The following is a 25,247-nucleotide window of genomic DNA, read 5'->3' on the forward strand; positions in this document are numbered from 1 at the left end:
GTGAGCGACTGTGGACTTCTCAGCCAAATTGCGCCTCTATTGGGCGAATAAAACCATAAATTACAGCGTACTAATTCTCATCACTCTACTCGGTGTTGTGGTTCCTGCTTGGTATTATGGACAAAACACACTCATCACACCTTTGATCTTAGGTGTTATTGCTGCGGCTCTTGCCGAAAGTGATGACAGCTTTACAGGGCGTTTGAAAGCACTCACGCTAACCTTTATCTGTTTTGCCGTTGCAGCCTTCTCTATTGAGATTCTGTTCGATACACCGTGGCTGTTCGCGATAGGGCTTTTCGTTTCAACCTTCTCTTTTATTATACTCGGTGCAATAGGCCCTAAATACGCCAGTATCGCGTTTGGTTCACTGCTTGTTGCTATCTATACCATGCTCGGCGCCCATGAGAGCACCAACCTTTGGTTTCAACCGCTTCTACTTTTAACCGGCGCCGCTTGGTACTACTTCATGTCGATGATTTGGCAGATTGTCTGGCCGATGCAGCCCGTACAGCAAAACCTAGCCACGGTGTTCGACCAAATCGGCAATTACATCGGATCAAAAGCGGAACTCTTCTACCCTGTATCTGACCTTATTCCTCAGCCACATCGCATTATTGAAGCTAAGTTAAACGCCAGTACCGTTAATGCACTCAACATGTGTAAAGCAACACTGCTTAACCGATCTAAGCGCGGGCACATTGATGGTCCGAGTGACCGATTCCTAAATACCTATTTCATCGCACAAGACATTCATGAGCGCGTGAGCTCTACCCACTACCGCTATCAAGAGCTGGCAAAGCACTTTGAACGCTCTGATGTGTTGTTTCGATTCAAGTATCTACTCGAAGCCCAAGCCACAGCCTGTAAAGAAGTGGCGAGCTCATTGAAAGTCGGAGCTGAATACCAACATGGCGATAAATCTGTATTAGCACTTGATGAGTTAATGTCTTCGCTTAACCATCTTAACCAACAGAACAAGCCCGAGTGGAAATCACTGCTCAACCAATTAGATTACTTATTCAATAACCTCGCTACCGTCGAGAAGCAGCTCTCGAATATCAGTAACCCGGATGCGGAAAAGTTGGAAGAAGATGTATTGGACGATACCAACCCTCATACTTTGACGGCAATGTGGCACAAGATCAAAGCCAACCTGAATACCGACTCGATGCTGTTTCGTCATGCGATTCGTATGGCAATCACATTGACGCTCGGCTACGGGATCATTCAAGGTTTTGACATAGAGCGTGGCTATTGGATCTTGTTAACGACACTGTTTGTATGCCAGCCAAACTACAGTGCAACACGACAAAAGCTGACGGCTCGTGTCATTGGCACCGTTGCAGGCTTGTTGATTGGAGTACCACTACTGACCTTCTTCCCGTCTCAAGAGAGCCAGTTAGTTTTCATTGTGATCAGTGGCGTGATGTTCTTTGCATTCAGAATCAATAACTACGGATTTGCGACCGGCTTTATAACGCTGCTTGTACTCTTCTGCTTTAACCAATTAGGGGAAGGCTACGCGGTGGTGCTGCCAAGACTAGCGGATACCTTTATCGGTTGTGCCCTCGCCGTACTTGCTGTCATTTACGTGTTGCCTGATTGGCAATCAAAGCGATTGCACAAAGTCATGGCAGATGCGCTCGATTCCAATAAGAACTATCTCGCTCAGATCATTGGCCAGTATCGTGTAGGTAAAAAAGACACCCTTAATTACCGTATTGCGCGCCGCAGTGCACACAATAACGATGCCAACCTGACTGCGGCCATCAGTAGCATGTTGGTTGAACCAGGTAAGTATCGTACCTCTGAAGATGAGAGTTTCCGATTCCTAACCCTTAATCATGCTCTACTCAGTTATATCTCTGCTCTAGGTGCTCACAGAACACGTATCGATGATGAAGCGACACATAAACTAGTATTAGATGCACACAGAGTAATACACGAACATCTCGACGCTCTAAATGATCAACTCTACTCCCACCAAGAACAGTGTGAAGTGAAAAATGCTTACGACCCTGAACTGGATAAACGTCTGAGTGAGTGGCGAGAAGAAGACGAGAGTTCTGTCAGAATGGTTCTACAACAGCTGCATTTGATCTATCGAATGCTTCCAGAATTGCATACCTTAGCGACCAAGTTTGCGGTTAAGGTAAAGATAGATAAGCCGTTTGAAACAGAAGCTTCTTGAACAACAAACAAAATACCGTAAAAACAAAAAGATACCGCCAATCGCTCACCTTTTGATCATTGAGTGTATTTATACATTGCTCTATCCATACCCCAAACTGGGTAGAGCAATTGCTTACCTACCCTTTCATTGCAAGGGATACGGGGATTTTTACATTGTAGGAATTCTCTGACTTTGATTGACCCAACCATAACTTTGCCTAACATTTCTCGGACAAAAAACGACCACAGAAATTTATAGTTGTCTTAGTTTTAGGAAACTTCAAACTTCATTTAATATTCACTTAATCTTGTTTGATTTCCTGAATCAGTAGGCTATGCTCTATAGAGCATATGGATTTGAACAAAGGTCACATTATGAATACACAGCAATTTGAAGTATTTAAGCAGCAAATACAGCTTCTTAGCCCACAGCAATTGAAAGCACTTCAAGGTGAAATCGACGGCAACCTTGAGACGGACCAGCCTTCTCTGCTTACTGATGAAGAGTTAAACGCACTAAATGACCTGTTTAATTAATAGACAGACGTCACTATTTTAGCTTAAGTTCACCGTTTCACCGTAAATTTCACCTGTTCACCATTGCGCTCAAAATATCGTCCGCCTAGACTCATTCAATACGTCAATAAAAGGTTCTGCTATGTCGATATCTGGTATTCAATCTGGTTACGCCATTATTCAGCAGTCAACCAACATGGCTGAAGAAGCCGCAATCGAGCTCAACCAAGCCTCCAAACACTCTCTAGAATCCGATGACGCTTTCCAAACTAGCGATTTCAGCTTTAACCAAATAGAACCTGAACAATCCATTTCGTTTAAAGAGAAAGAACCGGAACCACCTTCATCCTCAACTGATGCACTTATAAAACTGACTCAAAGCGCAAGTTATAACCGCGTTGGTGCGAGTGTGATTGATCGTCAAAACGAAGCCATCGGCAGCCTTCTCGATATCCATATCTAGTTCAATCTCATAGTGAGCATTTTTTGACGAAGTTGTCTTGCTTAGGCGAACAAATTGCTGCTAAACCCATACAAACTGTAACTCATTATATCAGGCGCTTGTTTCTGGCTTATTACTCGGTAGAATCAGCGCAAACCAATTTGCTGCACAAACTTTACTTCATACTATTTATGCCAAAACTAAATCTGCATCGCCGTGACTATGTTTCTATTTTAGGAGGCGACATCTCCGCAGACGCATTAGAAAAAAAGCTTCAGCCTCATTTTGAAAAGCCAGTAAATAAGCTGACACCTAGCCCCTATCTGACAGAAAAAAATCTAGCACGTCGCTGGACAGCTCTCGACAATTTAGATTCTCAACAAGAGCTCCTCGACCCTCATACACAAAGTCAGGTCCAAGCTTATGAGAAAAACATTGAGCACTTTATTGGCACAGTTAAAGTCCCTGTGGGAATATCTGGCCCTTTAAGAGTCAATGGCCTATTTGCTACGGGCGATTACCTCGTCCCACTCGCAACTACAGAAGCAGCGCTTGTTGCGTCTTACAATCGTGGTTCTAAGTTGATTACGGCATGTGGTGGCGCAAGTGCTATGTTGCTCAATGAAGGTGTAACACGTACTCCTGGTTTCGCATTCCAAGGATTAGTTGAAGCCGGACAGTTTGTGGCTTGGGCTGTGACTCAGTATGACCAGTTCAAGATCTTGGCAGAATCAACAACATCACACGGCAAGCTTACCGACATCAATATCAACATCGAAGGTAACCATGTTTATTTGGTGTTTGAATTTCTAACTGGTGATGCTTCTGGTCAAAACATGGTGACCATCGCCACCAATTCAGTTTTTGAGTACATCATTGAAAATACGCCGGTTAAGCCCGACCACGCTTTCCTTGATGGCAACTTGTCAGGCGATAAAAAAGCCAATACTCAAACCTTGCGCAGCGTTCGTGGTAAAAAGGTCACAGCCGAGGTTAATATCTCTGCCGAGCTTGTCGCTAAGTACCTCCACACTACACCAGAGAAAATGGTGCAGTTCGGACAAATGACCACAGTCGGTGGGGCTTTGAGCGGCACGATTGGTATCAATGCTCATTATGCAAATGCACTTGCTGCGCTCTACATTGCGTGCGGCCAAGATGCAGCCTGTGTGGCTGAATCGGCGATTGGTATGACTCGTATGGAGCTCAACAAAGAAGGTGGCCTATACGCTAGCGTAACACTGCCTAACTTAATGCTAGGGACTGTTGGCGGTGGTACTGGTCTACCAAGCCAAAAGGCATGTCTAGATTTACTTGGCCTTCACGGCAATGGTAAATCGCAAGCCTTAGCTGAGGTATGTGCTGCATTATGTTTAGCGGGTGAACTGTCGATTGTAGGCGCGTTTTGCGCAGGTCACTTTTCGCGAGCTCATCACAAATTAGCTCGTTAATAACCTTTATCCAATTTGGCTTGTGAGATTTTGTGGATTGCACAAGCCACTCTGAATGCGTGAGTCATAAATGGATTACTTACACTTATCTAGAGTGAGCCTTAAGCACCTCACTGCGCTTCATATTATGCTGAACACCCACAGCGTTACTCAAACCTCAGAGCAACTCTTTGTCAGCCCTTCGAGTGTGAGTAAGACATTATCTCAGCTGCGTGACATACTTAACGACGAGCTTTTCTATCGGGACGGCACCAAGCTGATCCCTACTCCTTTTGCCTTGGAGATAGCACCCACTGTTCACGCGATTCTTTCAAGCATGAATGGGTTGCTTCATCAAAAGAGCTTTTCGCCTCAAAAATACCAAGGCAGTTTTTCACTTTCGATGCGTGAAAGCACTTTTGAAGTATTCGCTTCTAAGATCAGTAGAATCACCACCGAACTCGCCCCAAAAGCTAAGCTCAATATCTATTCCAAGCAGCAACTCGGCTTTGATGCTTTACTCAGCGGTAAGGTCAACTTGATCTTGTTACCTCATGATATTTCCCAACCTCCGACAGATAACAAAGAGTTGGTTTGGGAAACTATTCTTCCCGATGAGATGGTTTGCTTAATGGGATCACAACACCCTCTTGCCCAACAAGAACTGACTGTTGAAGGTTATTTAGACTTTAAACATATTGGGATCTTAGATAACGAACTCTCCAAGCCTTACTTTGAGCAAAACTTGGTTCAATGTCATAAGCCAAGAGATATGGCGATATCGGTAGCGGATTTTGGTGCGGCCGCCGTATTGTGTCACCATACGTCCTTCTTGTTCACTTGTTCTAAACAATGGGCTGAACAAGCAAAACAAGCACAAGGATTAGTGAGTAAGCCGCTTCCTTTTGACTACGGGAAAGTGGCGTATAGTTTGGTGTGGAACAAGCCCAACATGAATGATCAAGCGATCAAATGGTTGTGTGACCTGTTTTTAGAGGCTTAATATTTTTAGTAGCTTAATATCTTTAGAAACTTAACGTTCTTAAAAGCCTGATTGTCCACCTAAGCAACTTAAAGGTTAGGTATAAACTTCAGGCGTTTGCATCTGTTTTTGAACGATTGTGTAGAGCTTATCGTGAAAGCTCTGCATCTGTTTCTTCGTACATTTAGGCCATTCCAACGCCTCGCCAACCACACCATGATGCTGAAACGCATTTAGGCGAATTCGTACATCACTTGGCAGCGCCTTCAGGTAATTTCCAACCTGTTCAATTTCGCCTTCGAGATCACTTCTATTTGGAATATGCAGCAACCTGACTTCATGCAACTTACCTTTCTCTGCAAGATAGTTGATGGTTTTGAACACTCGATGGTTGCCTCTACCCACTAACCATTGATGCGTTTCAGATTGCCATGATTTTAAGTCGATCATCGCACCATCAAGGTAAGGTAATACCCTAGCCCAACCTTGTTTAGGTAAGGAACCATTACTATCAATAAAACACGTGAGGTGAGCCAATTGCGGATCGCTTTTGATCGCTTGAAATAGCTCGATGATAAACGGCAATTGCATGGTCGCCTCGCCACCCGAAATGGTAATACCGCTCAGGAAGAATTGATTGTGCCTAACCAGTTCAAGCACATCTGATACCGTCATCGTGGTGATTTTTGGGCTCGACTTATGATCACAGATATCGATGCACTGATCGCAGTTGGTACACGCTACCGGATCCCACTTCACTTTGCCTTCAACAAGACTCAGAGCACTGCTTGGGCAGCCACTTACGCACTCTCCACAATGGTTACAGTGATTGATTGTATGCGGGTTATGGCAGGTAATGCAGTCAAAATTGCAGCCCTGAAGAAACAGCACCAAGCGGTTTCCCGGGCCGTCAACACAAGAAAAGGTCAGCACACGGCTGACCTTCGCTTGTTTTTCTGTCTTATTATTTTTAACCCTAGCCATTTGAGTTGTTAGATCAGAAATTTTCATAATTCACATTGTTCGTATTCTAAATACACAACAGACGTTAAAGCTATTCGTATGTCGGCGACATCTCTAAGCTTGCCACGCGTGGTTTACGCTCTAATATGCCCGTGTTCTTCGCAGCCTCAGCACCTAAGAAGGTGGTATTAGTACGTGAGCCTTGCTCATCGTATTTCGCAATATCAGACAGCTTGATCATGTAACCCGTTACACGAACCAAATCGTTTGATGCAACGTTGGCAGTGAACTCTCGGTAACCCGCCTGAATCGCACCTTTACACAGGTTAAACATCGCTTCAGGATTTGATTTCACTGTTTCGTCGATGGTCAGAATGTCACTGATACCCGAGGTGTAGAATTTATGGTGACCCGCGGTAGCACGAACGTAAGAGACAGGATCAGGTTCGGTGCCGTAAGGAATACGGACACCCGGAGTCACATCTTCATCTAAACTAATACCGCCTTGAGCATGCAGCAGAGCTTTACCCTCAAGCCCATACTTTACTTGAGAGCTTTCAACGATCTCAGCCAGCTTTTCAGAAATACGGTGACCGAGTTGATTAGCTTGTTCATCGTGACCATAGCGCCCTGCTTGGCCTTCTTTCTCCATCAAGATGTTGACGGCTTCCGCCATGCCATAAATACCAAACATTGGCGCAAAGCGGTCTTCTTCGATAAGGCCTTCTTTGGTCAGGAAACCGTCAAAAAAGTTAGACTCTTCATGCAAGAAGCGGCTACGAGCGTTCATCAATTCAACCATGATGCCACTGTAATTCGGCAATACTTGTTGTAAGAAATCAGCACTGTCCTCAGACTTCAACGCCACTTGCTTGAGGTTCATACGCACCAAGGTGTTTGAACCGCCCGCTAAAGGCAAAGAGTTATAGCAGCTCACAATACCAAAACGCTTGTCGCCGTAAGCCTCGGCATGCGCTGGATAGTTTGCGATATGTGGTTTACTGCACTCACAGATATTGCTTGCCGCATGACGAAGTAGATCATCAGGTGTCACAGCAGGGTCGTACATAAAGGTTAGGTTTGGTGCGATCTGCTTCAGTTCAGCATCTACGCGCAAAATCGTACGACACACAATGTTGTCGGTCGGGCCGATATTCACATGCATAAAGGCATCTGGCAGTGTGCGGTCCAGCATAATCCAGAACAGCTTAAGCTTTTGATATACCTGCTCATCCGTCAAGTCGCCAACAAATGGCATCAACACATCATCCAATTGACCTAGGTATACCGGAATTGATGTCACAGACGGAACATGGTGGTAAAGGATGGTCAGCATGTTCAATGCTTCATCGAAATTAGTGGCCGCGCTAAGCTCTAAATACTCTGAGCCTTGATGTAAGTATTTAGAATAGTCGGGAAGTACATAGCGCGGCTTAAATGGGGCGTGCCCTTCAAACATGTCACATAGCACACCTTGTTGTAAGGCTTGCTCTACTTCATTGCTAACCGGCATATACGGTAGGCTCGCTTCAGCTTCTAAGGCAAGATAACTCGACTTCTGTTTTGGTGACAGGTGAGCATCTGAAATGATATCGCTAAAGCGCTGTTGTTGCTCGGAAAGTTGTGGAGAAGCAGATTGGTGGCTCATGATGAAACCCTTAATATTATTATGGGCTTATTTTATATCTCACTGTTACATTTCCACTAATGAAATGTATGCAAGACTATATTTCCAAAATGGAAATGAGTAATTTATTAATTACCGGAAATTAGCTTATCTATGAACGAAATGGGAAGAACGAAGCCAGTGTTGGCGTTGATAGTTATAGTTATAGTTATAGTTATAGTTATAGTGAAGATACTGAAAAGCACTCACTGGCTCGCCTGTTTGAAACACAAACGACTAAAAATAGAAAACCCACATAACTGACCTTAAGATCGTTGATGTGGGTTTCGTTATTTTAGATGAGCATTACCGAGGCTAGCTCTAGGCATACACAGGATTACAGATGAGGAAGCACTTGTTTACGTCCAACACCCATCAATACCTTTAACTCTCCTTGTGGAGTGTTGATCGAGAACGGCGTTGACACTTCAACCACTGCAAAGCCAGCTGCACTCAATACATTCTCTGAGCGCTGTTGGCTTACACCGTAGTCTTCGCTGTCGTTCTCTAAGTACCAATCCCAGTGTACAAACGTGCCGTCGTTTTCAAGCAGCGTGTAAATCAGACTGACTGTGTCTTGTAGGTTCGGGATAAAACCACACACCGAAGAAGCTACCACTAGGTCAAACTGGTTTCTGAATGCTGGATGCTGCGCTGCAAGCCCGCGCGATAAAAGATCAACAACAGGTTCAACGTTGGGTAACTCTTTCTTATCTAACTCTTCAATCATCCCTTCAGAGATATCAAGTGCGATGATCTCTTTTGCTAAAGGAGATATTTTCTGGCTGAGTAGTCCTGTACCACAACCAAAATCAAGGACACGGGTTCCGTTTAAATCAACGAGCGGTGTTAACTGGTCAAATACGGACTGTGCGAATACTGCGGTCGCGGGATCTTTATCCCAATCAACGGCGTACTCGTCCCATTGTTTCGCCATCATGGCCTCCATCTTTACTTCTTGTAGGTTCGGAACTTCCCCAGAATAAACCAAATTAGTCAATTCGTCATAGAGTTATCATGCAAAGATGGACTATTTCTAAGATAGTCAGCACAATATTCAGATAATATGCACCGACCCCCGCTCAATATGGAAATGAAATGAACCTTTCTCAAGTCCAAGCCTTTTGTTCCGTTGCTGATTTAGGATCAGTGTCTGAAGCTGCACGCCAGCTAGAATGCAATCGAACCAAACTCAGCATGTCGATTAAAGCCTTGGAAAAAGAGTTAGATGTCGAGCTGTTCGTGCGCAGCGGAAACCACGTTGAACTTTCTGAAGCGGGCAAAGCCATTTACAAAGATTGCGAAGGCTTGTTGGTGACAGCAGCGCGTATTAAACAGACCTGCTTGCATGTTTCAGGTGAATTTAACGCGGAAATTTGGATTGCACGAGATGACTCCCTACCCGATGGAATGTGGCAGGATTTATCTCACGCCTTAAATAACAAGTACCCTTCTACCTCATTCAACTTCGTTCTCGCGTCGAGCGGCGACTTAGCTAACTTGGTTGAAACTCAGCAAGTCGACTTCGCATTTGGCGTCGATTACGAACGTGTCGATGACCCAAGAATTATCTACAATCCACTTGGTAAGATTCGAATGATGTCTGTGTGTAAGAAAGGACATGATCTAAGTGCGATGCGACGAGTGTCGGATGAAGTATTGAGAAATTCGATGCAAGCGACCATGGTTTATCTCAATGAGAAGGATAATCCTGAGCTTGAGCCCTTCTCTCGCCGTTATATTGGTTTCTCTAGCTTTGACTTCATGTTGGATACAATTTTGCGTGAAGAGGCGTGGGGCGTAATGCCAGAACCATTGATTCGCCATTTATTGCGTGAACAAGAGCTAGCAGTGATCAAACACACGTACGGCTTAACACAAGAAGACTATTGTATGTTTACCGCCGCTGGGATGGCTGAACACCCAGGTATGAATTGGTTAGCGGATCAGATCAGCGATTACTTGTTTGATTTTTAAAGTGTCAGATAATGTTCTATCTCGACACTTTAAATCATCTAACAGATAGAGAGCCCTCTCTTTAAAAGACCATCACGTGATCAACTAAATAGCGTCCGTCTTCTTCAACCAACACCATTTCAGCCACAAACTCGCCTTTCGCAATGGTATACGCTTGCTTCCACACAAAGGCGATAGAGTCTGAGCGTCTAAATAGTGCGACCTGCTTTCGTTCAGCAAAAAAGCCATTGCTGTGTTGATAATGGTGACATACCTTTTCTAAATATTCCGGCGTAACAATGTCTTTCATCCTTTGGGTAAAGTCTCGACAGTGCTGAGCATGATCAACCTTAGTTGAACCGTCCATCAAGTTATCCATGATCGGGTTAGCAATCACCCACAGTTCGTTATCATTGATATCGTCAAACTTCATATTGATCCATTCCTTGTCCATTCCAATCCGTGCAGTCTCAGTCTCAGTCTCAGCAGAGTCTAGGAAATCAATGAGACCCTAGCGACTAATGTGTTTTATTAATCATAAACGATCCTATTTCAGTTGCACACCATCCCCAAGAAACACTCAACGTCAATTTTACTGACACCTCAATTTATCAATAAGTAATTGAATAATAACAACTTGAATATAAAATGGGTTGCCGACATATAAACATCATCAGATAAAGTTTGTAAAGTTAGCTCAATATTAGAACAATGAAGTTATCAAAAACATCTGGAAAATTTTATGTGTGACAGGAAAAGCCAAAACGAAAATCGAGTACTATTGTTCTCAGCCCTTTTAGCATCAGGCTTCGCAGTTGGCGGATTGGTGTTGGGTCTTCTCGTTGGCTCTCTGGTCATAGTATTTGACGGTGTTTATTCTCTTATCAGCTTACTGCTAACTTTATTGTCACTAGCTGCATCGAAATACATTAACCGTCCTTCAGATACCGAGTTCCCGTTTGGTCGAGCTATCATTGAACCAATTGTGATTGCGATTAAAGCAATTGTGATTCTGCTAGTGGTTAGCTATTCACTTTACTCTGCGATTGGTGCGTTGATGACGGGTGGTCGTGAAGTTGATGCTTCTATCGCGACTCTGTTTGGTATTTTCAACGTGTTGGGCTGTGGTTACGCTTGGTGGTACATCGCTAACAAGAGCAAACGTATTTCTTCAGGTCTGATTCAGGCAGAGTCTAAGCAGTGGCAGATGGATACGCTACTGAGCGTAGCGGTAACGGCTGGTTTCGTAGCAGCTTGGTTAATTACCTTTTCTCCACTTGCAGAATACGCGGTGTATGCCGACCCAATGATGATGTTGCTAATGTCTTTCTACTTCATCAAAGTACCTTTCGACATGTTACGTGAAGCAATGCGCGAACTGCTGATGATGTCGGCAAACAAAGATATTTGTGACGCGGTAGATAAGAACGTTGTCGCGGTAGACAAAGAAGCGGATCAAGATTTGGAGCTGATGGGTGTGACTAAGGTTGGCCCAGAACTAAGAATTAACGTTGATATTCATACCAACGACCAACAAGCCATTGCGGTCGATGATATTGAACGAACGCGCCGACAGCTTAAGCGACGCCTATCTAAGATGCCTTATGAGCTTCAATTGAATCTCAATGTTGCGAGTTAAGTTTTCCATAGCAAACGAGGACACTCCTCATCCGAGAACATAAACTCAGATTAAGAGTGAGATTGAACCTTTTTAGAAGCCGACGCCTTTACCGTCGGCTTTTCTCTTGTTACCCACCAGCAAGCGAGTGAACCAACGGTTACCATACAAACGCCCTGCCAAAATGTCATGGTCAACGACAAGCCTAAAATCAACGAAGAGATTACGGTTGCGAAGATTGGCGTAAAGTACGACATGGTCGCAAGAAATACCATATTTCCACCCAGAATTGCCGTATTCCAAAGCGCATAGCCTGCGCCCATACAAGCGCCAGCTAACGCTAAGTCAATCGCCGCACTCGTTGTCATCACCATGCCTGTTTCATCACTCAACGCGTATTTAATCCACAGAGTGATCGCCGTAGCGATAAAGAAAAGCACAATCGCATTCTGTCCTTTAGCAACGCGCTGGGTGTAGTTGCAGTAAACAGCCCAAATAATCGCACCAAAAAACGCCATAGAATAGGTTTTAGGATTAGTCGCAATGTTGGCAGCAATTTGATCAACAGATAGACCTTGATCACCACTGATGCTCCAAGCCACACCGAAGAATGCCAAAAAGATACTTGGATAAACCAACCAGTTAATCTTTTTGTCACTCAGCAGCACCGCAAACAACACCGTCAGTGCCGGCCATAGATAGTTGATTACTGCCATCTCTATGGCTTGATGCCGGCTGTTCGCCATTCCCAATGCCAGAGCCAGGAAAATCTCATAACAAACGAACAAGGCGCCGCCAATCAGCAAGTAAGACTTAGAGAAGCGTGACAACTTTGGTAAACCCATAACACAGACCAACAACAGTGCACTCACCGTGTAAAGACTGGCAGCACCACCAATTGGACCTAGCTGTTCTGAGACACTACGAGACAGAGCAATCAAACAGCTCCATAATAAAATGGCGATAATACCGTAGCAGCTATAACGATGAGATTTCAGCACGCCTTTTCCTTCTCTTTATTGTAATTGGTTAATCAAAATGAGCTTAAAGCAAAGATAAGCTTAAACACCACTATCGATAAGTTGCAGTAAGTAAAAATAAGTAGCCGAGCACATAACTGTACTCGGCTATCAATCATTCACTCAAAAATCTAAAAGCAGTTAGCAGTTAGCAGTTATGCCAACAAAAGTGCTTGCAGGTCAGCCAGAGACTTAACCTGATAATGAGGGTTAATTCCTGCTGGCGTCGCTTTCTCTTGGCTGTTCAACCAACAGGTCTCAATACCAAAATCCAAGCCACCTAAAATATCAGAGTGTGGGTTATCCCCGACCATCAATATTCTTTGTTTCGATGGCAATCCAATCAGCTTATGTGCATGTTCAAAAATTTCCGCGTCTGGTTTAGCAACACCGACTTCCTCAGAAATGATCACATGGTCAAAGTAGTTCGTCATTCCGGTACGCTCTAAACGGATAGACTGAAGCTCTGTAAAACCGTTAGTAATGATGCCCATATTCACTTTGCCTTTTAAAGACTCCATCAACTCTTGTGCACCCGGTAACAAAGAACAGATATCCGCCATTGCCGTTAAAAATGCACTGTTTAAAGCAGCGGTTGTTGTTTCAAGTTTTTCAGCCCAGCTTTCGAAGCGCGTATGTTTCAGTTGATCTGCAGTAATGCGGCCATCTTGGTAATCGACCCAAAGTGGTAAGTTAACCTTTTGATAAGCCGAATAATCTTGCTCGCTGAAATCCACACCAAAGCGAGAAAACATAAGCTTCATTCCTTGATAAGCATCAAAATGGAACAAAGTTTCATCTGCATCAAAGAATATCCAATCGTACTTCATTTTATGTCCTATTATTCGCGCTGTTGAGCAGTGCATGCACTGTTTTTGTCGTTGTTTTTATCGTTGCCTCAAAGGGCGGAGCATCACTTTACCCTCAATTTTGTGAGCCTGTATATAAATCTAATAATTTATAGAAAACAAGTCACAAGTCATGATGTATCGCAAATTTTGCCACATATTAAACCAATACCATACAAGAAATACACTTAGGTACCGGGAGGTACTATGAAGCACTTTTTACCGTCGTCTGTCATGCTCACCCCTTTTCTTGTCAAATACTATGACGAGGAGCCAGAAGACACGCTTGATTCTGAAGAGTCACAAGAGCCTCAAATTGAATGCGGTGACAACTCAGATAAAAAGTCGACACAAGCCTAACTAGAGCAGCTTTCAATGAAAAACCTTACTTTTCATTGTTATAGAGCACCATTCTGCTCTTGGTTGAGTCAATTTATCACTATCCATTACTGACAATGAACACAACCAAAAACCATGAAAACGATTGCTATATGAGCCCTATCACAACGACTAGCCACAAAGTGGTAGTTCGGAATCAAAGTTGTTCCAGATCAATGGTCAACCACTTGAATGCCGACAACATGTAGGAAATTAAAAATCATAATTAACGGAGTTTTCCAATGTCTACTGCATTTTACATCCCTACAATCAACTTCATGGGTACTGGCTGTCTGAAGGATGCGGCTGATAGCATTCAGTCTCAAGGATTCAAAAAAGGTCTGATCGTTACGGATAAGATCCTGAATCAAATTGGCGTAGTTAAGCAGGTACAAGATCTTCTTAGCCAGCGCGGCGTAGACGCAGTTATATTCGACGGTACTCAACCAAACCCAACCATCACTAACGTGAACGATGGCCTTGAATTGCTGACTGACAACAATTGTGATTTTGTTGTTTCTCTAGGTGGCGGTTCTCCACATGACTGTGCAAAAGGTATCGCTCTGGTTGCTTCTAACGGCGGCAAGATTGCTGATTACGAAGGCGTAGACCAGTCTGAAAAGCCAATGATGCCACTAATTGCTATTAACACCACGGCTGGCACTGCATCTGAAATGACACGCTTCTGCATCATTACTGATGAAGCTCGCCACATCAAGATGGCTATTGTTGATAAGCACACAACACCACTAATCTCAGTAAACGATCCTGAGTTGATGCTTGCTAAACCTGCATCACTAACGGCTGCAACAGGCATGGACGCGTTGACGCACGCAATCGAAGCTTACGTTTCTATCGCAGCAACGCCAATTACAGACGCTGTAGCAATTAAAGCCATCGAGCTTGTGCAAGCACACCTAAGAAACGCGGTAGCGCACGGCGAAGACATTGAAGCTCGTGAACAAATGGCTTACGCACAATTCATGGCGGGTATGGCTTTCAACAATGCTTCACTGGGCTATGTTCACGCAATGGCGCACCAACTGGGCGGTTTCTACGACCTTCCACACGGTGTATGTAACGCTATCTTGCTTCCACACGTTCAACGCTACAACGCACAAGTTTGTCCTGAGCGTCTACGTGATGTGGCAAAAGCAATGGGTGTAAATGTTGAAGGCATGACTGCAGAACAAGGCGCAGAAGCAGCAATCAACGCGATTGTTCAACTTGCAAACGACGTGAACATCCCAACAGGTATCGCTCAACTTGGTGCGAAGCTAGAAGATATCCCAACTCTGTCTGACAACGCACTAAAAGATGCTTGTGGTTTCACTAACCCTAAACAAGCAACACACGAAGAGATCTCAGCAATCTTCGAAGCAGCAATGTAATCTAGATACAAGTCACTTCTTATAGCTAACACATACGGGCTCACCTCTGAGCCCGTTTTCTTTTTTCCGTCCGGTACCTTTCAAATCTTTTCCTTTTCCACTAATCACTAATCACTAATCACGAAAAAGTCGCATTGTTGCAATCGCTTAGTTATAGTTAAACTATTGATATATAGAATGACAAACAGGTTCCATTGAGTCGTAAGATAGCTAGCACCTCATTATTAGCATCACTTCTTGCATACTCCGCTCAAGCAGAGGAGCAAAATGAGTGCCACAGTCAGCCGTTAGAAGACGTCCCTGTCGAAAAAGCTTACCATTTCCTAAACAGTAAATTTTGCCAACCTGCTCTGTGGTTTGACAGCTTTTTTGTTGATGACCGCATTACCGAAGATGCCAGAGCTGGCACGTCCGTCCGTTGGTATAACGATTTTATTTACTCGGAAGGTAGCGATGTCGACTACTCAACAAAACTCAAGGCGCGTCTGCATCTTCCCTTTGTGAGTAAACGCCTAAAGTTGATCTACGAGTCTGTCAGCGATGAAGAGTTCTTGGATTTTTTTCCGAATGATTCAGATGAATTGGAAAGTGCGTTAGGCCTGCGCTACGACGCCTATGCCAAGGGATATAGCAGCTTCAATATTAAGGCAACATTACGACCACGCATTGAAGCTCGCTATCGTTTTACCTACCCTCTCACAACCGATGTGGTATTCAGACTTACCCAGCGGGTATATCAAGAAAAACAAGAAACTGGCGAGATCACTGACGTCGATTTTGATCTTTCTTTAAGTGATGATTTCTTGGCTCGATGGTCAAGCTTTGCGGGGTATAACGACGATCTCAAAGGTTGGAACTATGGTACGGGATTAACCTTGTATCACTACCTTGCCCAAGACCAAGCACTTCAATATAGCGCTACAATTAATGCAACGGATGAGCCTCATAATCATTACGAATACGCTCAGGTTTCGGTTACTTACCGACAAAACGTATGGAAAGAGTGGCTGTTCTACGAACTCATTCCTCGTTATCAATGGGAACGAGAACCCCATGAGAAACATACCGAAGAAGCCAACATCACCCTTCGGCTTGAAGTCCTGTTCAATAATGTGTAGCTCTATAATGTTTAGTTCAACAACGTATAGTTCAACAGTCTCTAGCTCAACAACGCCTAGTTAGTGTTTGATATATAAGCATCGAGAGATAAGAACAGAGGCACAAAAAAAGCACATCATACGATGTGCTTTTTCAGTTCGATCAAGGCTTAAACTGTAATCTTAACCTTTGTAATTTCTTACTCGCGCCGCTTCTGCTTCACGTTTATCGACAACTGTCTTACCGATTGGCGCTAGCGAGATAACCGCGAGCTTAAGATGTTGAATCGCGAACGGAATACCAATGATGGTAATGAAACACGCCACAGCTGACATGATGTGACCGATTGCTAGCCAGATACCCGCAAATAAGAACCAAATCACGTTACCAATCACGCCTAGCGGGCTCGTACCTATGTCCATTTCATTGGTCAGCTCATCACGAGATATGGCTTCCTGACCAAATGGGAAGAATGAAAAGTTACCCATAACAAAACACGCTCTACCCCATGGAATACCAACGATGGTAAGGAATGCGAGCAGTCCGAAGAACCACCAAGCTAGTCCCATAAATACGCCACCGAACAGAAACCAAATGATGTTTCCTATTGTTTTCATTCTGTATTCTCCAAATCTTGTAATACTGTTTATTTCATATGCCGAGTAAGGCAATACTTGTTCTAATAGGTTCATTATTGTTGAACCTTTATGAACCGTTTATGAATCACTTACATTTTATGTGATTGATACACGCCACGAAACGCCAAATCCACATAGGGCTCATCGATTTTATTTGATACCATGCTCTTAGATTTTTAGTACCACAAAGCTAAACAGCTACAACAACTAATTGAAGGCCGAATTTATGAACAACACTGAGCAACCTAAAAAGAAAATGAAAAACTGGGTGCCAATCGTCTTCTTCGGACTTCTCAGCACAGTCCCAGTGTTCATGTTCTTAGTCGACGTGTACATCAACCAGTATATGTAACAGAGCCGGACAGGTTCAACTAATTTAGGTAACAACACCTTAAGTTACCCACATTGCAAATAAGGTGTATGAAAAAAGCCAGCAACTTGCATTACTGGCTTACTAAAAATTGTCAACATATTTTAGGATGAGATACTCTCGTGTTTCCTAGTCGAGGGTTATCAAGTTTATTTTAGAAAATCGTGCGCGACATGGGCTAACTCTTTTTACTCTGAAAAAATCTCAACCACAATTTCTGGTAGTAATGGAGCCCCATGAAGAAAACCTTGCTGGTTAAAGCCGCCTAGAGCTTCCAGAAAAGCACAGGTGTCTTTGTTTTCAACACCCTCATAGATAATACGCGCGTTTTTAACCGAAATGAGCTTCTTAACTTCGTCGATCTTCTGCATATAATCAATGTTGTGGCAAAGTCCCCATGTAATAGTTTTATCTATCTTTATCTCACTAATAGGCAATTTGACAATACGTTCAATATTCGATGCTTCCATCCCAAAGTCATCTATAGAGATCTCAAAACCTTTCAACCTAAGTCGTAAAATATTTGCCAACAATTCCTTTTCAATATTGCCTGAAAGGGCCTTTTCAGTCAGCTCTAAAACGATGGTATGCTCAATACCCTGCTGATAGATATCAAGTAGGGTATCGACCACAGATTCGTCAATCAACAAATTAGGATCGATATTAATCGAGAACCTCAACGATTGATCCAGTTCACTGAAATGAAGGTGATAATCCTGAATGAATTTATTTATCACGATATTGGTAAAAACCTTTTGCTTTCCTAGCTCTTCAATTACTGGCAAAAAATAGCTCGGTGGAAGTAAGGTCCCTTTTTTATCAGACCATCGAGACAACACTTCAAACCCCGAAATAACATTTATATCCGAAACAACTTGCGGCTGATAAACTAGGTTTATGGGAAAATCATCATCGATGATTGTCGCACGATGACCAAAGCTTGGCTCACCTTGGGTTATGGTTTCAACCACAAGTGTTTTATCAACCAACTCACTTATTTGGTTAGCCCAAATAGGCTTTTCTAATGAAGCGACAACATTTAACTCATAGAGTTTCCCAAGCATACTCACCGAGCTAACAATGGATTTATCCAAACCTGAAGTAATGATTATTTTAGACTCAATATTTTGTTGAGACATCATACTCAAGAGTTCAAATCCATCGCCATTGGGCATCATGATGTCCATAATAACCAAATCAAATGATGCGTTTTGCATTTTTTCCATTGCATCGAACGCATTTTCTGCAAACTGTATGGATGTTTTTTTATTAGATAAAGAGACCGCATTTTTAATAACTTCTCTAGATAGTTCAACATCGTCAACAATCAATACTGTGTTATTCATGCTCTTCACCTTTATAGTTTGCAATAATATCCATCCAAGAGCGTTGCGATTTTATTGTCTTTGAATTCAAGTTCATGACCTTCATTGATCTATCGTTACTTGTTACAGTTCGATACTCACAGCCCAATGAAAAGAACAGGTCAAAAATCCTCTTGCTTTTCAGTAGTATATAAAGCTCTTTATCGGGGTTTAAACTTTGTAGATACTTGTACGCCTCTCTGCCCATTGTATCTGTAAATGACGAATAATGAGTACAGTTAAAAGTAACAACTAAATGTGCTTTATCTTCTTTAGATACTAAGACTTGCTCCAAAAAATCTGCTGCAAGTTTATAGTTAGCACTTAATAAGTGTCCGATCAATTGCCCATTAACCGTGACGAGCGTTAACTCTCCAGAATATTGATTTATTATTTTTTCAATAATTGCCTTTCGACTCAGACCTGATTTTTCTAAGTTACTAAGTAGAACGTTATCTTCATATTCAAAGATGACATCAATTAATTTTTTTATTTTCCCAACAAAAAATGAATTATTTGAGTTGATAGTCGTAACTTGCGTTTGAACGTACATATCGATGTCAATATAACCGTTGTTATTAAATTTATTCTTTAACCCTGTGAGAACTGTTTGTGAGTCGTTTGCTTCCCAAACATCAAATATGTTGACTCCCACGAGATCCAGTAATTCGTTTTGACGCTTTAAGTGGGGAGTTGTTACTCCCCTTTCCCAGCGGCTTAGAGTCACAACATCTAGACTATTAAAGTTAGAGTTACTTTTTTGAATCGCATCAACAAAATTAGTTTGTGATAAACCATTGTTAACACGAAACGTGCGGATAATATTTCCAAACATAGTTTTACTTTCTTATTCGTTATTGTGATTTAGCTTATTTTTGATTAAATATGAACAAAAGCTAAGGGCAAGTAGTGATTGAATGATTTAGAAATGCCAAGTCACACTCAGCACTTGTTGGGAGATAGGGCTTTGTTGCGTAATTGAATTTAGAGATAGAGCCAACCCGTTTCGCGTATTTCTTAGTCAATACGACAAGTTTCAGGCATACCTAACTCAGTAAGCTTGTTCAACGCTTTTATCATCGCGTAAGTTTCACCCACCTGGGCATTGTAATTTCTTAAGCTCAATCGTCCTCCTAGCAACTGTTTAACTCGATACATCGCTGTTTCTGAGAGTGAACGTTTGTGGTATCCATACCGCTCTTTCCAATACTTATTTGAGCCGTATAATTTCTGGCAACCCACTGCGAGATTTCGAGGGTGACCACGCTCCCAGAAGGCGGCCCCTTCTCGAGGGGGAATAAGCACAACGGCTCGCTTAATCTTAATAGCAGCGTGACACGCTCTTGTGTCGTAAGCGCCATCACCAGACACCTCAAGGATACTTCGGCGTGTTTGTTTCAGTAAGTTCGGGAGTACCTCTCCATCTGTAACCGTCGATAAACTTAGCTCGGCGGCAATGATCTCATGAGTGTTGGTATCGACGGCAATATGAAGCTTTCGCCAGACTCTACGCTTGCCATCCGTCCCGTGTTTTTTCACTTTCCATTCACCTTCGCCATAAACCTTAAGGCCAGTAGCATCAATGGCTAGGTGCTGTATTGCTCCTCTCGCTTTAGTCCTAAATGAAACCTCAACTTGCTTGGCTCTACGACTGATGCAGGTGTAATGCGGACAACTTAACGGTACATGAGCTAACCTAAATATCGAGTCGATAAATCCTTGAAGCGCTCTCAATAGCATAGAAAAAACTCGTTTGACCATCAGTGCTGTCGTGATAGCTAAATCACTGAACCGACGCGGCCTCCCGCGCTTATTCTGTTTGCTTTGCGCCCACCCGCTTATTGCTTCTTCATCAATCCAAAAGGTCAGAGAACCTCGGTTAATGAGTGATTGGTTGTATTGCTTCCAGTTGGTTGTTTTGTAACGAGGCTTAGGCATAGGACTACGAGAGAGAGTGGAGATAGCTGATCAGATCGTAGGTTCTTGATTTAGTTCCATTGAATTACGCAACAAAGCCTACATTTTCTCTCGTTTATATATAGTTTCACTTTAACAATTTTATGACTTGTGGCGCGAAGAGAACTTATCTAAGCTAGCCACAATTCAATGATCTCGCTTTAACTATTAACTATTAACTATTAACTGATTTGATTACTGACTAATTTGCTGAACACATCGCTACTTTTCTTACCCACACAGAATCGCCAACAAAAGCAATCGCTTTGGGCGCTTCTCCTTACCGGACTGGTTATCATAACTTGCCTGGCGAGTACGCTGTCTGCAAATAAAGTAACGGCTTCAGCTTCCTTAGTTGGACAATCAATATTTGTCGGCGCAGAAACCAGCAACCCACATGCTGTCATCGCATCTTTAGATAAAATGTCTGAGCTTTATGCCAGCGTTTTTGGTTCAGAAGCATCTAAAGCTCTGACAACACCAAATTCAAGTTCATGCAGCCTGAGTTCGAAAATGCTGACCTTTGCCGCCCCGAAAACCGGCTGGCTGATCCCATTCGTACTTATTATTGCTGTTGCATTTAACTTACCTCCTCACATCTCGAGATTATCTAGAGACAATCATCGCTCTGCTCGACCTACAAAACACCGCTTACACCTAAAGCACTGTATATTTAGAGAGTAAATAACCGGGCTATTCCACCCTTTTATTTATTTTTTGGAGATACATTTGTGTACAACACACTACTAACTAAGTTTGTCGATTTGTTGGCATTCTGCATGCGCACATGCGCAAAAGCTTTCGTCACTGCAATCTTAGTCATGACGTCATTTACCGCCCTGGCTCAAACCACGGGCTGGATAAGCGTGCCTGAGCATCCGCCAGTTAAGATGCGAATGATGTCGACGGGGGAACAGTCGGATAACGGCGGTACCGTTCAAACTGTATTGGACGTTACACTCGACGGTGACTGGAAAACCTATTGGCGCAGTCCAGGTGAAGGTGGCATTCCGCCAAGCTGGAATTGGTCTGATTCAACTAATATAGAGTCTGTAGATTGGCATTGGCCGATCCCTAAATACTACGAACAACTTGACGTAATGACGCTGGGATACAAAAAGCACGTAAGCTTTCCTGTCACCCTAACGTTGAAAGACAAAACGCAACCCGCTGTATTTAGGGCTTCTCTCTCGTTCCCGTCGTGCACCAATATTTGTGTTTTGACTGACTATGACATCGAACTCCCTATCGACACACAGCAATTGAAGTTCGATGAAGAAGCGATGTTCTTGTTCAACCAAGGCATGAGCCAATCTCCAAGAGAAGCGAGCCGGACTTCAGTGAACGGTCTATTTTGGGACAAAAGCAAGCAACAACTGGTCACTCAACTAACCAGTAACGAAGGCTGGGATAAGCCGATGGTGTTGATTGACGGGCAAGAAGTCATCGATGACTTCTTTGCTCAACCAACCGTCCATATCACCGGCAATACGATGACCGCGGTATTTGACGTCAGCAACTGGATAGGCGAAGTCGACTTAACGGATCGCACCGTTAGTGTCACGGTTTCAGACACTAATTTTGCCGAAGAGATGACGGCTCAAGTCGGCTCAGAACCTATTGCTTATCAAGCAAGTAACAACGGTTTTCTTGCAATGATCGGCTTTGCTTTGATTGGCGGTTTGATCCTCAATATTATGCCATGTGTGTTGCCTGTATTAGGAATGAAGTTAAACAGCATCATTCAAAATCAAGGTGCATCCAATCGACATATCCGACTCTCATTCTTAGCTTCTGCGTCAGGTGTCATTACGTCATTTGCACTCCTAGCCCTTGGCATGACCGCTCTAAAAATGGGTGGCAATGCGATTGGTTGGGGAATCCAGTTCCAAAATGTTTGGTTCATCGGGTTCATGCTGATCATCACTTTGCTGTTCTCGATTAACCTACTTGGGTTATTCGAATTCAGACTACCATCAGGTTTAAACACTTGGATGGCGACTAAAGGCGACGACTCACATTCAGGCCACTTTATTCAAGGCATGTTTGCTACGCTGTTGGCAACACCGTGTAGCGCTCCATTCCTAGGAACCGCAGTCGCTTATGCACTTGGGGCAAGCTACCAAGAGTTGTGGGCTATCTTTATCGCACTCGGCATCGGTATGAGTGCACCTTGGTTAATTTTCGCGCTGTTCCCAAGTCTTACAAAACTGCTTCCAAAACCTGGGGCATGGATGTTCAGAGTTAAGCTGGTATTTGGCTTAATGATGTTCATTACCAGTCTATGGTTAGCAAGCCTAATGAGCCCATTCATTGGTAAATTCCCGACGATCCTGTTGTCACTGTTTATCGTGATTACAGTATTGATTTGGATTGGCCGTAAGTTGGGTCGCAAGGTACTTATTCCTATCGTCGCAACCACAACCTTGGTGTTTGGTGCTGCATTAATCGTAGGCAGTGTGACCGCAGACAATTGGGCGACACCGATTGTTGACGATCTCGCTTGGCAAAAGCTAGATGCAAAACAAATCCCTCAACTGGTTGAGCAAGGCAAAACGGTATTTGTCGATGTGACCGCTGATTGGTGTATTACCTGTAAGGCCAACAAGATCGGCGTCGTTCTCCAAGACCCTGTCTACAGCCACCTACAGCAAGAAAACATTGTTTTGATGGAAGGCGATTGGACAACACCAAGTGAAAGTGTCACTCAATACTTACAAAGTAATGGTCGATTTGGTGTGCCATTTAATATCGTCTACGGCCCAAGCTATAAAAGCGGTATTCCACTGCCTGTTATTCTCGACAGTGACACTGTCGTTCAAGCCATCAACACTGCGAGATAATTGATGAAGACTCCCAACAATGAAGATAAATCTAGCACGACTGAAGACAGCGCTGTAAAGGGTGAAACCAAAAAGCCAAGTCGTCTTAAGAAGTGGGGAAAGGAACTGGTTTCAATGATATTGATCGTTGGCGTGGTTTCATTTTCGATGGACTTTTATCACAGCAGAAGCATGCCTCAGGGCGACGCGATTCCAATTGTGGGTCAATCACTCAAAGGCAAAGATATTGATGTTATCGAGCTAAGCAAAAATGGTAAGCCAGTCATTGTCTATTTTTGGGCAACTTGGTGTGGCGCCTGCAAATTTGTGAGCCCAACCGTCAATAGCTTCAACGACTCCCATCAAGTGGTTTCGGTCGCTCTGTCATCGGGCCCAGACGAACGTGTTCAGCGCTACTTAGAGGCAAAAGAGTATGACTTCCCTGTTATCAATGATCTCTCTGGATCGATCAGCAGAAGTTGGGGCGTTAATGTCACTCCAAGCATCGTCATCATCAAAGATGGAAAGATTAGCAGTATCGCAACAGGCGTTACTTCCCCGATAGGGCTCTGGTTAAGAACCTACTTTGCATAACTCGCTTAAAAAGAAAAACTGAGCAAAGCAAGGCGAATAACTCGATTTAGCCCGTTTAACGAACAGCATTACCGTGAGCGCGACCCAATGAGCGCTCACGATTATCAAGAATTAGAGAATAAATAGCATGAAAAAACATCTGATTAGTACACTGATTTTAGGCTCACTAATGAGCACCACTGCCTTCGCTGAGTTAAGTACAGAACAAACCCAGCAACTTGAAGAGATTAACCAATTTCTGAAAGAGAACCCTTCTACGATCTCTGGCTTACATACCAGCTTAGAGCAGTACGTAGCAGGGCAAGAACAGTCGAAGAAGGCTCAAGCAGAAAGCCATGATTGGTTGTACAACAATGACGCTCACCCAATCACGGGCAACCCGGATGGCAAATCAGTCATCATTAACTTTACCGACTATAACTGCCCTTACTGTAAGCGCTTGGAAAAAGGTTTGGTTCAATTAGCCTCTGAAAATAGCGACATCAAAGTGATCAACGTGTACTTATCGTTTAAACAACAACAAGTTCCAGGGCTAGACACCAACGCGGCGCTATACGCGATGAAAGTATGGAAAGATAACCCAGAAGCATTCCCTGAAGTCAACAGACTGCTGATGGCGAAAAGCGGTAGCCACACCAAATCTTCATTACAAGCTGTGGCTAAGAAAACAGGAACAGAAGCGCAATTGGACACGACCTCAGAGCAAAGCGACATACTCATGACCAACCACCAAACCTTTAGTGCTCTAGGTTTAACCGGCACTCCAACCATGATGATGAATGGTCAGGTCTTACCGGGGTATGTACCTTACGACCGACTAAAAGACATAGCGGATGACGCTTTCTAATCGAATCTAGAAAGGTTTTAGTAAGGTTGTGAGCCTTAGCTAAAATTGAAGACTAAATTGATAGAGCCTACTTGCGTTAACCCGCAGTAGGCTTTTTATGGCTTTGAATAATCGATTTTAAGATACAACTATTTCAGGTCAGGTAAAGTGAACATGTACACTTGTGTGTCAATA

Annotated in this window: 25 protein-coding genes; 15 read left to right on the plus strand and 10 right to left on the minus strand. The window is 43.3% G+C overall.

Translation table 11 applies throughout. From position 1 onward, the window contains the following. Positions 1-10 precede the first annotated feature (10 nt). The 5 genes from yccS to AC3CIA_RS16130 all read left to right on the plus strand — a co-directional run bounded on the left by yccS (position 11) and on the right by AC3CIA_RS16130 (position 5,566). Positions 11-2,194, plus strand: coding sequence for a YccS family putative transporter (yccS, locus tag AC3CIA_RS16110; protein ID WP_004730255.1), 2,184 nt, complete (start codon positions 11-13; stop codon positions 2,192-2,194). A gap of 332 nt (positions 2,195-2,526) precedes the next feature. Continuing rightward, on the plus strand, positions 2,527-2,712 hold the full coding sequence (locus tag AC3CIA_RS16115; RefSeq protein WP_004730253.1) for a hypothetical protein: 186 nt from the start codon (positions 2,527-2,529) through the stop codon (positions 2,710-2,712). Between the two features lie 121 nt (positions 2,713-2,833). Further along, positions 2,834-3,154, plus strand: coding sequence for a hypothetical protein (locus AC3CIA_RS16120; RefSeq protein ID WP_488519234.1), 321 nt, complete (start codon positions 2,834-2,836; stop codon positions 3,152-3,154). A gap of 170 nt (positions 3,155-3,324) precedes the next feature. Next, positions 3,325-4,584 (plus strand): hydroxymethylglutaryl-CoA reductase, encoded by a 1,260-nt coding sequence (locus AC3CIA_RS16125; RefSeq protein ID WP_474356607.1) that lies wholly within the window; start codon positions 3,325-3,327, stop codon positions 4,582-4,584. A 70-nt stretch (positions 4,585-4,654) separates the two neighbouring features. After that, on the plus strand, positions 4,655-5,566 hold the full coding sequence (locus AC3CIA_RS16130; RefSeq protein WP_488519235.1) for a LysR family transcriptional regulator: 912 nt from the start codon (positions 4,655-4,657) through the stop codon (positions 5,564-5,566). A 75-nt stretch (positions 5,567-5,641) separates the two neighbouring features. Here the strand turns inward: AC3CIA_RS16130 and AC3CIA_RS16135 are convergent, their stop codons facing one another. From AC3CIA_RS16135 to AC3CIA_RS16145, 3 genes are all read right to left on the minus strand, one after another. Beyond that, positions 5,642-6,556: a YjjW family glycine radical enzyme activase gene (locus AC3CIA_RS16135; protein WP_488519236.1), complete on the minus strand. Its 915-nt coding sequence runs from the start codon at positions 6,554-6,556 to the stop codon at positions 5,642-5,644. A 43-nt stretch (positions 6,557-6,599) separates the two neighbouring features. Continuing rightward, complete coding sequence (locus AC3CIA_RS16140) at positions 6,600-8,156, minus strand: YjjI family glycine radical enzyme (protein ID WP_488519237.1); 1,557 nt, start codon at positions 8,154-8,156, stop codon at positions 6,600-6,602. A gap of 355 nt (positions 8,157-8,511) precedes the next feature. Further along, positions 8,512-9,111, minus strand: a complete 600-nt coding sequence (locus AC3CIA_RS16145) for a class I SAM-dependent DNA methyltransferase (protein WP_004730240.1) — start codon at positions 9,109-9,111, stop codon at positions 8,512-8,514. Positions 9,112-9,272: 161 nt separating this feature from the next. Here AC3CIA_RS16145 and AC3CIA_RS16150 point away from each other — a divergent pair, with 161 nt between their 5' ends. Continuing rightward, positions 9,273-10,151 (plus strand): LysR family transcriptional regulator, encoded by an 879-nt coding sequence (locus tag AC3CIA_RS16150; protein ID WP_004730238.1) that lies wholly within the window; start codon positions 9,273-9,275, stop codon positions 10,149-10,151. A 61-nt stretch (positions 10,152-10,212) separates the two neighbouring features. On the opposite strand, the gene AC3CIA_RS16155 is transcribed toward AC3CIA_RS16150, so the two are convergent. Continuing rightward, on the minus strand, positions 10,213-10,563 hold the full coding sequence (locus AC3CIA_RS16155) for a hypothetical protein (RefSeq protein WP_065205938.1): 351 nt from the start codon (positions 10,561-10,563) through the stop codon (positions 10,213-10,215). Between the two features lie 309 nt (positions 10,564-10,872). Between AC3CIA_RS16155 and AC3CIA_RS16160 the strand changes: the two genes are divergently transcribed. Continuing rightward, complete coding sequence (locus AC3CIA_RS16160) at positions 10,873-11,769, plus strand: cation diffusion facilitator family transporter (RefSeq protein WP_065205937.1); 897 nt, start codon at positions 10,873-10,875, stop codon at positions 11,767-11,769. A gap of 50 nt (positions 11,770-11,819) precedes the next feature. On the opposite strand, the gene yddG is transcribed toward AC3CIA_RS16160, so the two are convergent. Beyond that, entirely contained in the window at positions 11,820-12,749 is a 930-nt protein-coding gene (gene yddG / locus AC3CIA_RS16165; RefSeq protein WP_488519238.1) for an aromatic amino acid DMT transporter YddG, read from the minus strand. Between the two features lie 173 nt (positions 12,750-12,922). Beyond that, complete coding sequence (gene yjjG / locus AC3CIA_RS16170) at positions 12,923-13,597, minus strand: pyrimidine 5'-nucleotidase (RefSeq protein WP_065205935.1); 675 nt, start codon at positions 13,595-13,597, stop codon at positions 12,923-12,925. A 225-nt stretch (positions 13,598-13,822) separates the two neighbouring features. On the opposite strand from yjjG, the gene AC3CIA_RS16175 reads away from it, so the two are divergent. The 3 genes from AC3CIA_RS16175 (at position 13,823) to AC3CIA_RS16185 (ending at position 16,502) form a co-directional block, all read left to right on the plus strand. Next, positions 13,823-13,975: a hypothetical protein gene (locus AC3CIA_RS16175; RefSeq protein WP_162838725.1), complete on the plus strand. Its 153-nt coding sequence runs from the start codon at positions 13,823-13,825 to the stop codon at positions 13,973-13,975. Positions 13,976-14,235: 260 nt separating this feature from the next. Continuing rightward, the gene (gene yiaY, locus AC3CIA_RS16180; protein ID WP_488519239.1) at positions 14,236-15,384 is read left to right on the plus strand and encodes an L-threonine dehydrogenase; all 1,149 of its coding nucleotides are present in this window, start codon (positions 14,236-14,238) and stop codon (positions 15,382-15,384) included. Between the two features lie 194 nt (positions 15,385-15,578). Then, positions 15,579-16,502 (plus strand): hypothetical protein, encoded by a 924-nt coding sequence (locus AC3CIA_RS16185; RefSeq protein WP_488519240.1) that lies wholly within the window; start codon positions 15,579-15,581, stop codon positions 16,500-16,502. 162 nt (positions 16,503-16,664) lie between these two features. Here the strand turns inward: AC3CIA_RS16185 and AC3CIA_RS16190 are convergent, their stop codons facing one another. Further along, the gene (locus AC3CIA_RS16190) at positions 16,665-17,099 is read right to left on the minus strand and encodes a YccF domain-containing protein (RefSeq protein ID WP_004730224.1); all 435 of its coding nucleotides are present in this window, start codon (positions 17,097-17,099) and stop codon (positions 16,665-16,667) included. A 247-nt stretch (positions 17,100-17,346) separates the two neighbouring features. On the opposite strand from AC3CIA_RS16190, the gene AC3CIA_RS16195 reads away from it, so the two are divergent. Continuing rightward, positions 17,347-17,472, plus strand: a complete 126-nt coding sequence (locus AC3CIA_RS16195; protein WP_017060906.1) for a hypothetical protein — start codon at positions 17,347-17,349, stop codon at positions 17,470-17,472. 206 nt (positions 17,473-17,678) lie between these two features. On the opposite strand, the gene AC3CIA_RS16200 is transcribed toward AC3CIA_RS16195, so the two are convergent. From AC3CIA_RS16200 to AC3CIA_RS16210, 3 genes are all read right to left on the minus strand, one after another. Further along, the gene (locus AC3CIA_RS16200; RefSeq protein WP_488519241.1) at positions 17,679-18,836 is read right to left on the minus strand and encodes an EAL domain-containing response regulator; all 1,158 of its coding nucleotides are present in this window, start codon (positions 18,834-18,836) and stop codon (positions 17,679-17,681) included. Then, entirely contained in the window at positions 18,829-19,689 is an 861-nt protein-coding gene (locus tag AC3CIA_RS16205; RefSeq protein WP_488519242.1) for a helix-turn-helix transcriptional regulator, read from the minus strand. The genes AC3CIA_RS16200 and AC3CIA_RS16205 overlap by 8 nt, the downstream gene beginning before the upstream one ends. A 182-nt stretch (positions 19,690-19,871) precedes the next feature. Continuing rightward, the gene (locus AC3CIA_RS16210) at positions 19,872-20,792 is read right to left on the minus strand and encodes an IS5 family transposase (protein WP_488519243.1); all 921 of its coding nucleotides are present in this window, start codon (positions 20,790-20,792) and stop codon (positions 19,872-19,874) included. A gap of 225 nt (positions 20,793-21,017) precedes the next feature. On the opposite strand from AC3CIA_RS16210, the gene AC3CIA_RS16215 reads away from it, so the two are divergent. The 4 genes from AC3CIA_RS16215 (at position 21,018) to AC3CIA_RS16230 (ending at position 25,073) form a co-directional block, all read left to right on the plus strand. Further along, positions 21,018-21,494, plus strand: coding sequence for a hypothetical protein (locus AC3CIA_RS16215; RefSeq protein ID WP_065207018.1), 477 nt, complete (start codon positions 21,018-21,020; stop codon positions 21,492-21,494). Positions 21,495-21,589: 95 nt separating this feature from the next. Further along, positions 21,590-23,653, plus strand: coding sequence for a protein-disulfide reductase DsbD family protein (locus tag AC3CIA_RS16220; RefSeq protein ID WP_488519660.1), 2,064 nt, complete (start codon positions 21,590-21,592; stop codon positions 23,651-23,653). Between the two features lie 3 nt (positions 23,654-23,656). After that, complete coding sequence (locus tag AC3CIA_RS16225; RefSeq protein ID WP_488519244.1) at positions 23,657-24,226, plus strand: protein disulfide oxidoreductase; 570 nt, start codon at positions 23,657-23,659, stop codon at positions 24,224-24,226. Positions 24,227-24,353: 127 nt separating this feature from the next. Next, positions 24,354-25,073, plus strand: a complete 720-nt coding sequence (locus AC3CIA_RS16230; protein ID WP_488519245.1) for a DsbA family protein — start codon at positions 24,354-24,356, stop codon at positions 25,071-25,073. Positions 25,074-25,247 lie beyond the last annotated feature (174 nt).

This window comes from Vibrio sp. QJM3NY_27 (assembly GCF_057785955.1).

Bases quoted from the DNA above. Each gene is read 5' to 3' on its own strand.
- AC3CIA_RS16115 (WP_004730253.1), top strand. From the start codon at position 2,527: ATGGATTTGAACAAAGGTCACATTATGAATACACAGCAATTTGAAGTA.
- AC3CIA_RS16120 (WP_488519234.1), top strand. From the start codon at position 2,834: ATGTCGATATCTGGTATTCAATCTGGTTACGCCATTATTCAGCAGTCA.
- AC3CIA_RS16125 (WP_474356607.1), top strand. From the start codon at position 3,325: ATGCCAAAACTAAATCTGCATCGCCGTGACTATGTTTCTATTTTAGGA.
- AC3CIA_RS16130 (WP_488519235.1), top strand. From the start codon at position 4,655: ATGGATTACTTACACTTATCTAGAGTGAGCCTTAAGCACCTCACTGCG.
- AC3CIA_RS16135 (WP_488519236.1), bottom strand. From the start codon at position 6,556: ATGAAAATTTCTGATCTAACAACTCAAATGGCTAGGGTTAAAAATAAT.
- AC3CIA_RS16140 (WP_488519237.1), bottom strand. From the start codon at position 8,156: ATGAGCCACCAATCTGCTTCTCCACAACTTTCCGAGCAACAACAGCGC.
- AC3CIA_RS16145 (WP_004730240.1), bottom strand. From the start codon at position 9,111: ATGGCGAAACAATGGGACGAGTACGCCGTTGATTGGGATAAAGATCCC.
- AC3CIA_RS16150 (WP_004730238.1), top strand. From the start codon at position 9,273: ATGAACCTTTCTCAAGTCCAAGCCTTTTGTTCCGTTGCTGATTTAGGA.
- AC3CIA_RS16155 (WP_065205938.1), bottom strand. From the start codon at position 10,563: ATGAAGTTTGACGATATCAATGATAACGAACTGTGGGTGATTGCTAAC.
- AC3CIA_RS16160 (WP_065205937.1), top strand. From the start codon at position 10,873: ATGTGTGACAGGAAAAGCCAAAACGAAAATCGAGTACTATTGTTCTCA.
- yjjG (WP_065205935.1), bottom strand. From the start codon at position 13,597: ATGAAGTACGATTGGATATTCTTTGATGCAGATGAAACTTTGTTCCAT.
- AC3CIA_RS16175 (WP_162838725.1), top strand. From the start codon at position 13,823: ATGAAGCACTTTTTACCGTCGTCTGTCATGCTCACCCCTTTTCTTGTC.
- yiaY (WP_488519239.1), top strand. From the start codon at position 14,236: ATGTCTACTGCATTTTACATCCCTACAATCAACTTCATGGGTACTGGC.
- AC3CIA_RS16190 (WP_004730224.1), bottom strand. From the start codon at position 17,099: ATGAAAACAATAGGAAACATCATTTGGTTTCTGTTCGGTGGCGTATTT.
- AC3CIA_RS16195 (WP_017060906.1), top strand. From the start codon at position 17,347: ATGAACAACACTGAGCAACCTAAAAAGAAAATGAAAAACTGGGTGCCA.
- AC3CIA_RS16200 (WP_488519241.1), bottom strand. From the start codon at position 18,836: ATGAATAACACAGTATTGATTGTTGACGATGTTGAACTATCTAGAGAA.
- AC3CIA_RS16205 (WP_488519242.1), bottom strand. From the start codon at position 19,689: ATGTTTGGAAATATTATCCGCACGTTTCGTGTTAACAATGGTTTATCA.
- AC3CIA_RS16210 (WP_488519243.1), bottom strand. From the start codon at position 20,792: ATGCCTAAGCCTCGTTACAAAACAACCAACTGGAAGCAATACAACCAA.
- AC3CIA_RS16220 (WP_488519660.1), top strand. From the start codon at position 21,590: ATGCGCACATGCGCAAAAGCTTTCGTCACTGCAATCTTAGTCATGACG.
- AC3CIA_RS16225 (WP_488519244.1), top strand. From the start codon at position 23,657: ATGAAGACTCCCAACAATGAAGATAAATCTAGCACGACTGAAGACAGC.
- AC3CIA_RS16230 (WP_488519245.1), top strand. From the start codon at position 24,354: ATGAAAAAACATCTGATTAGTACACTGATTTTAGGCTCACTAATGAGC.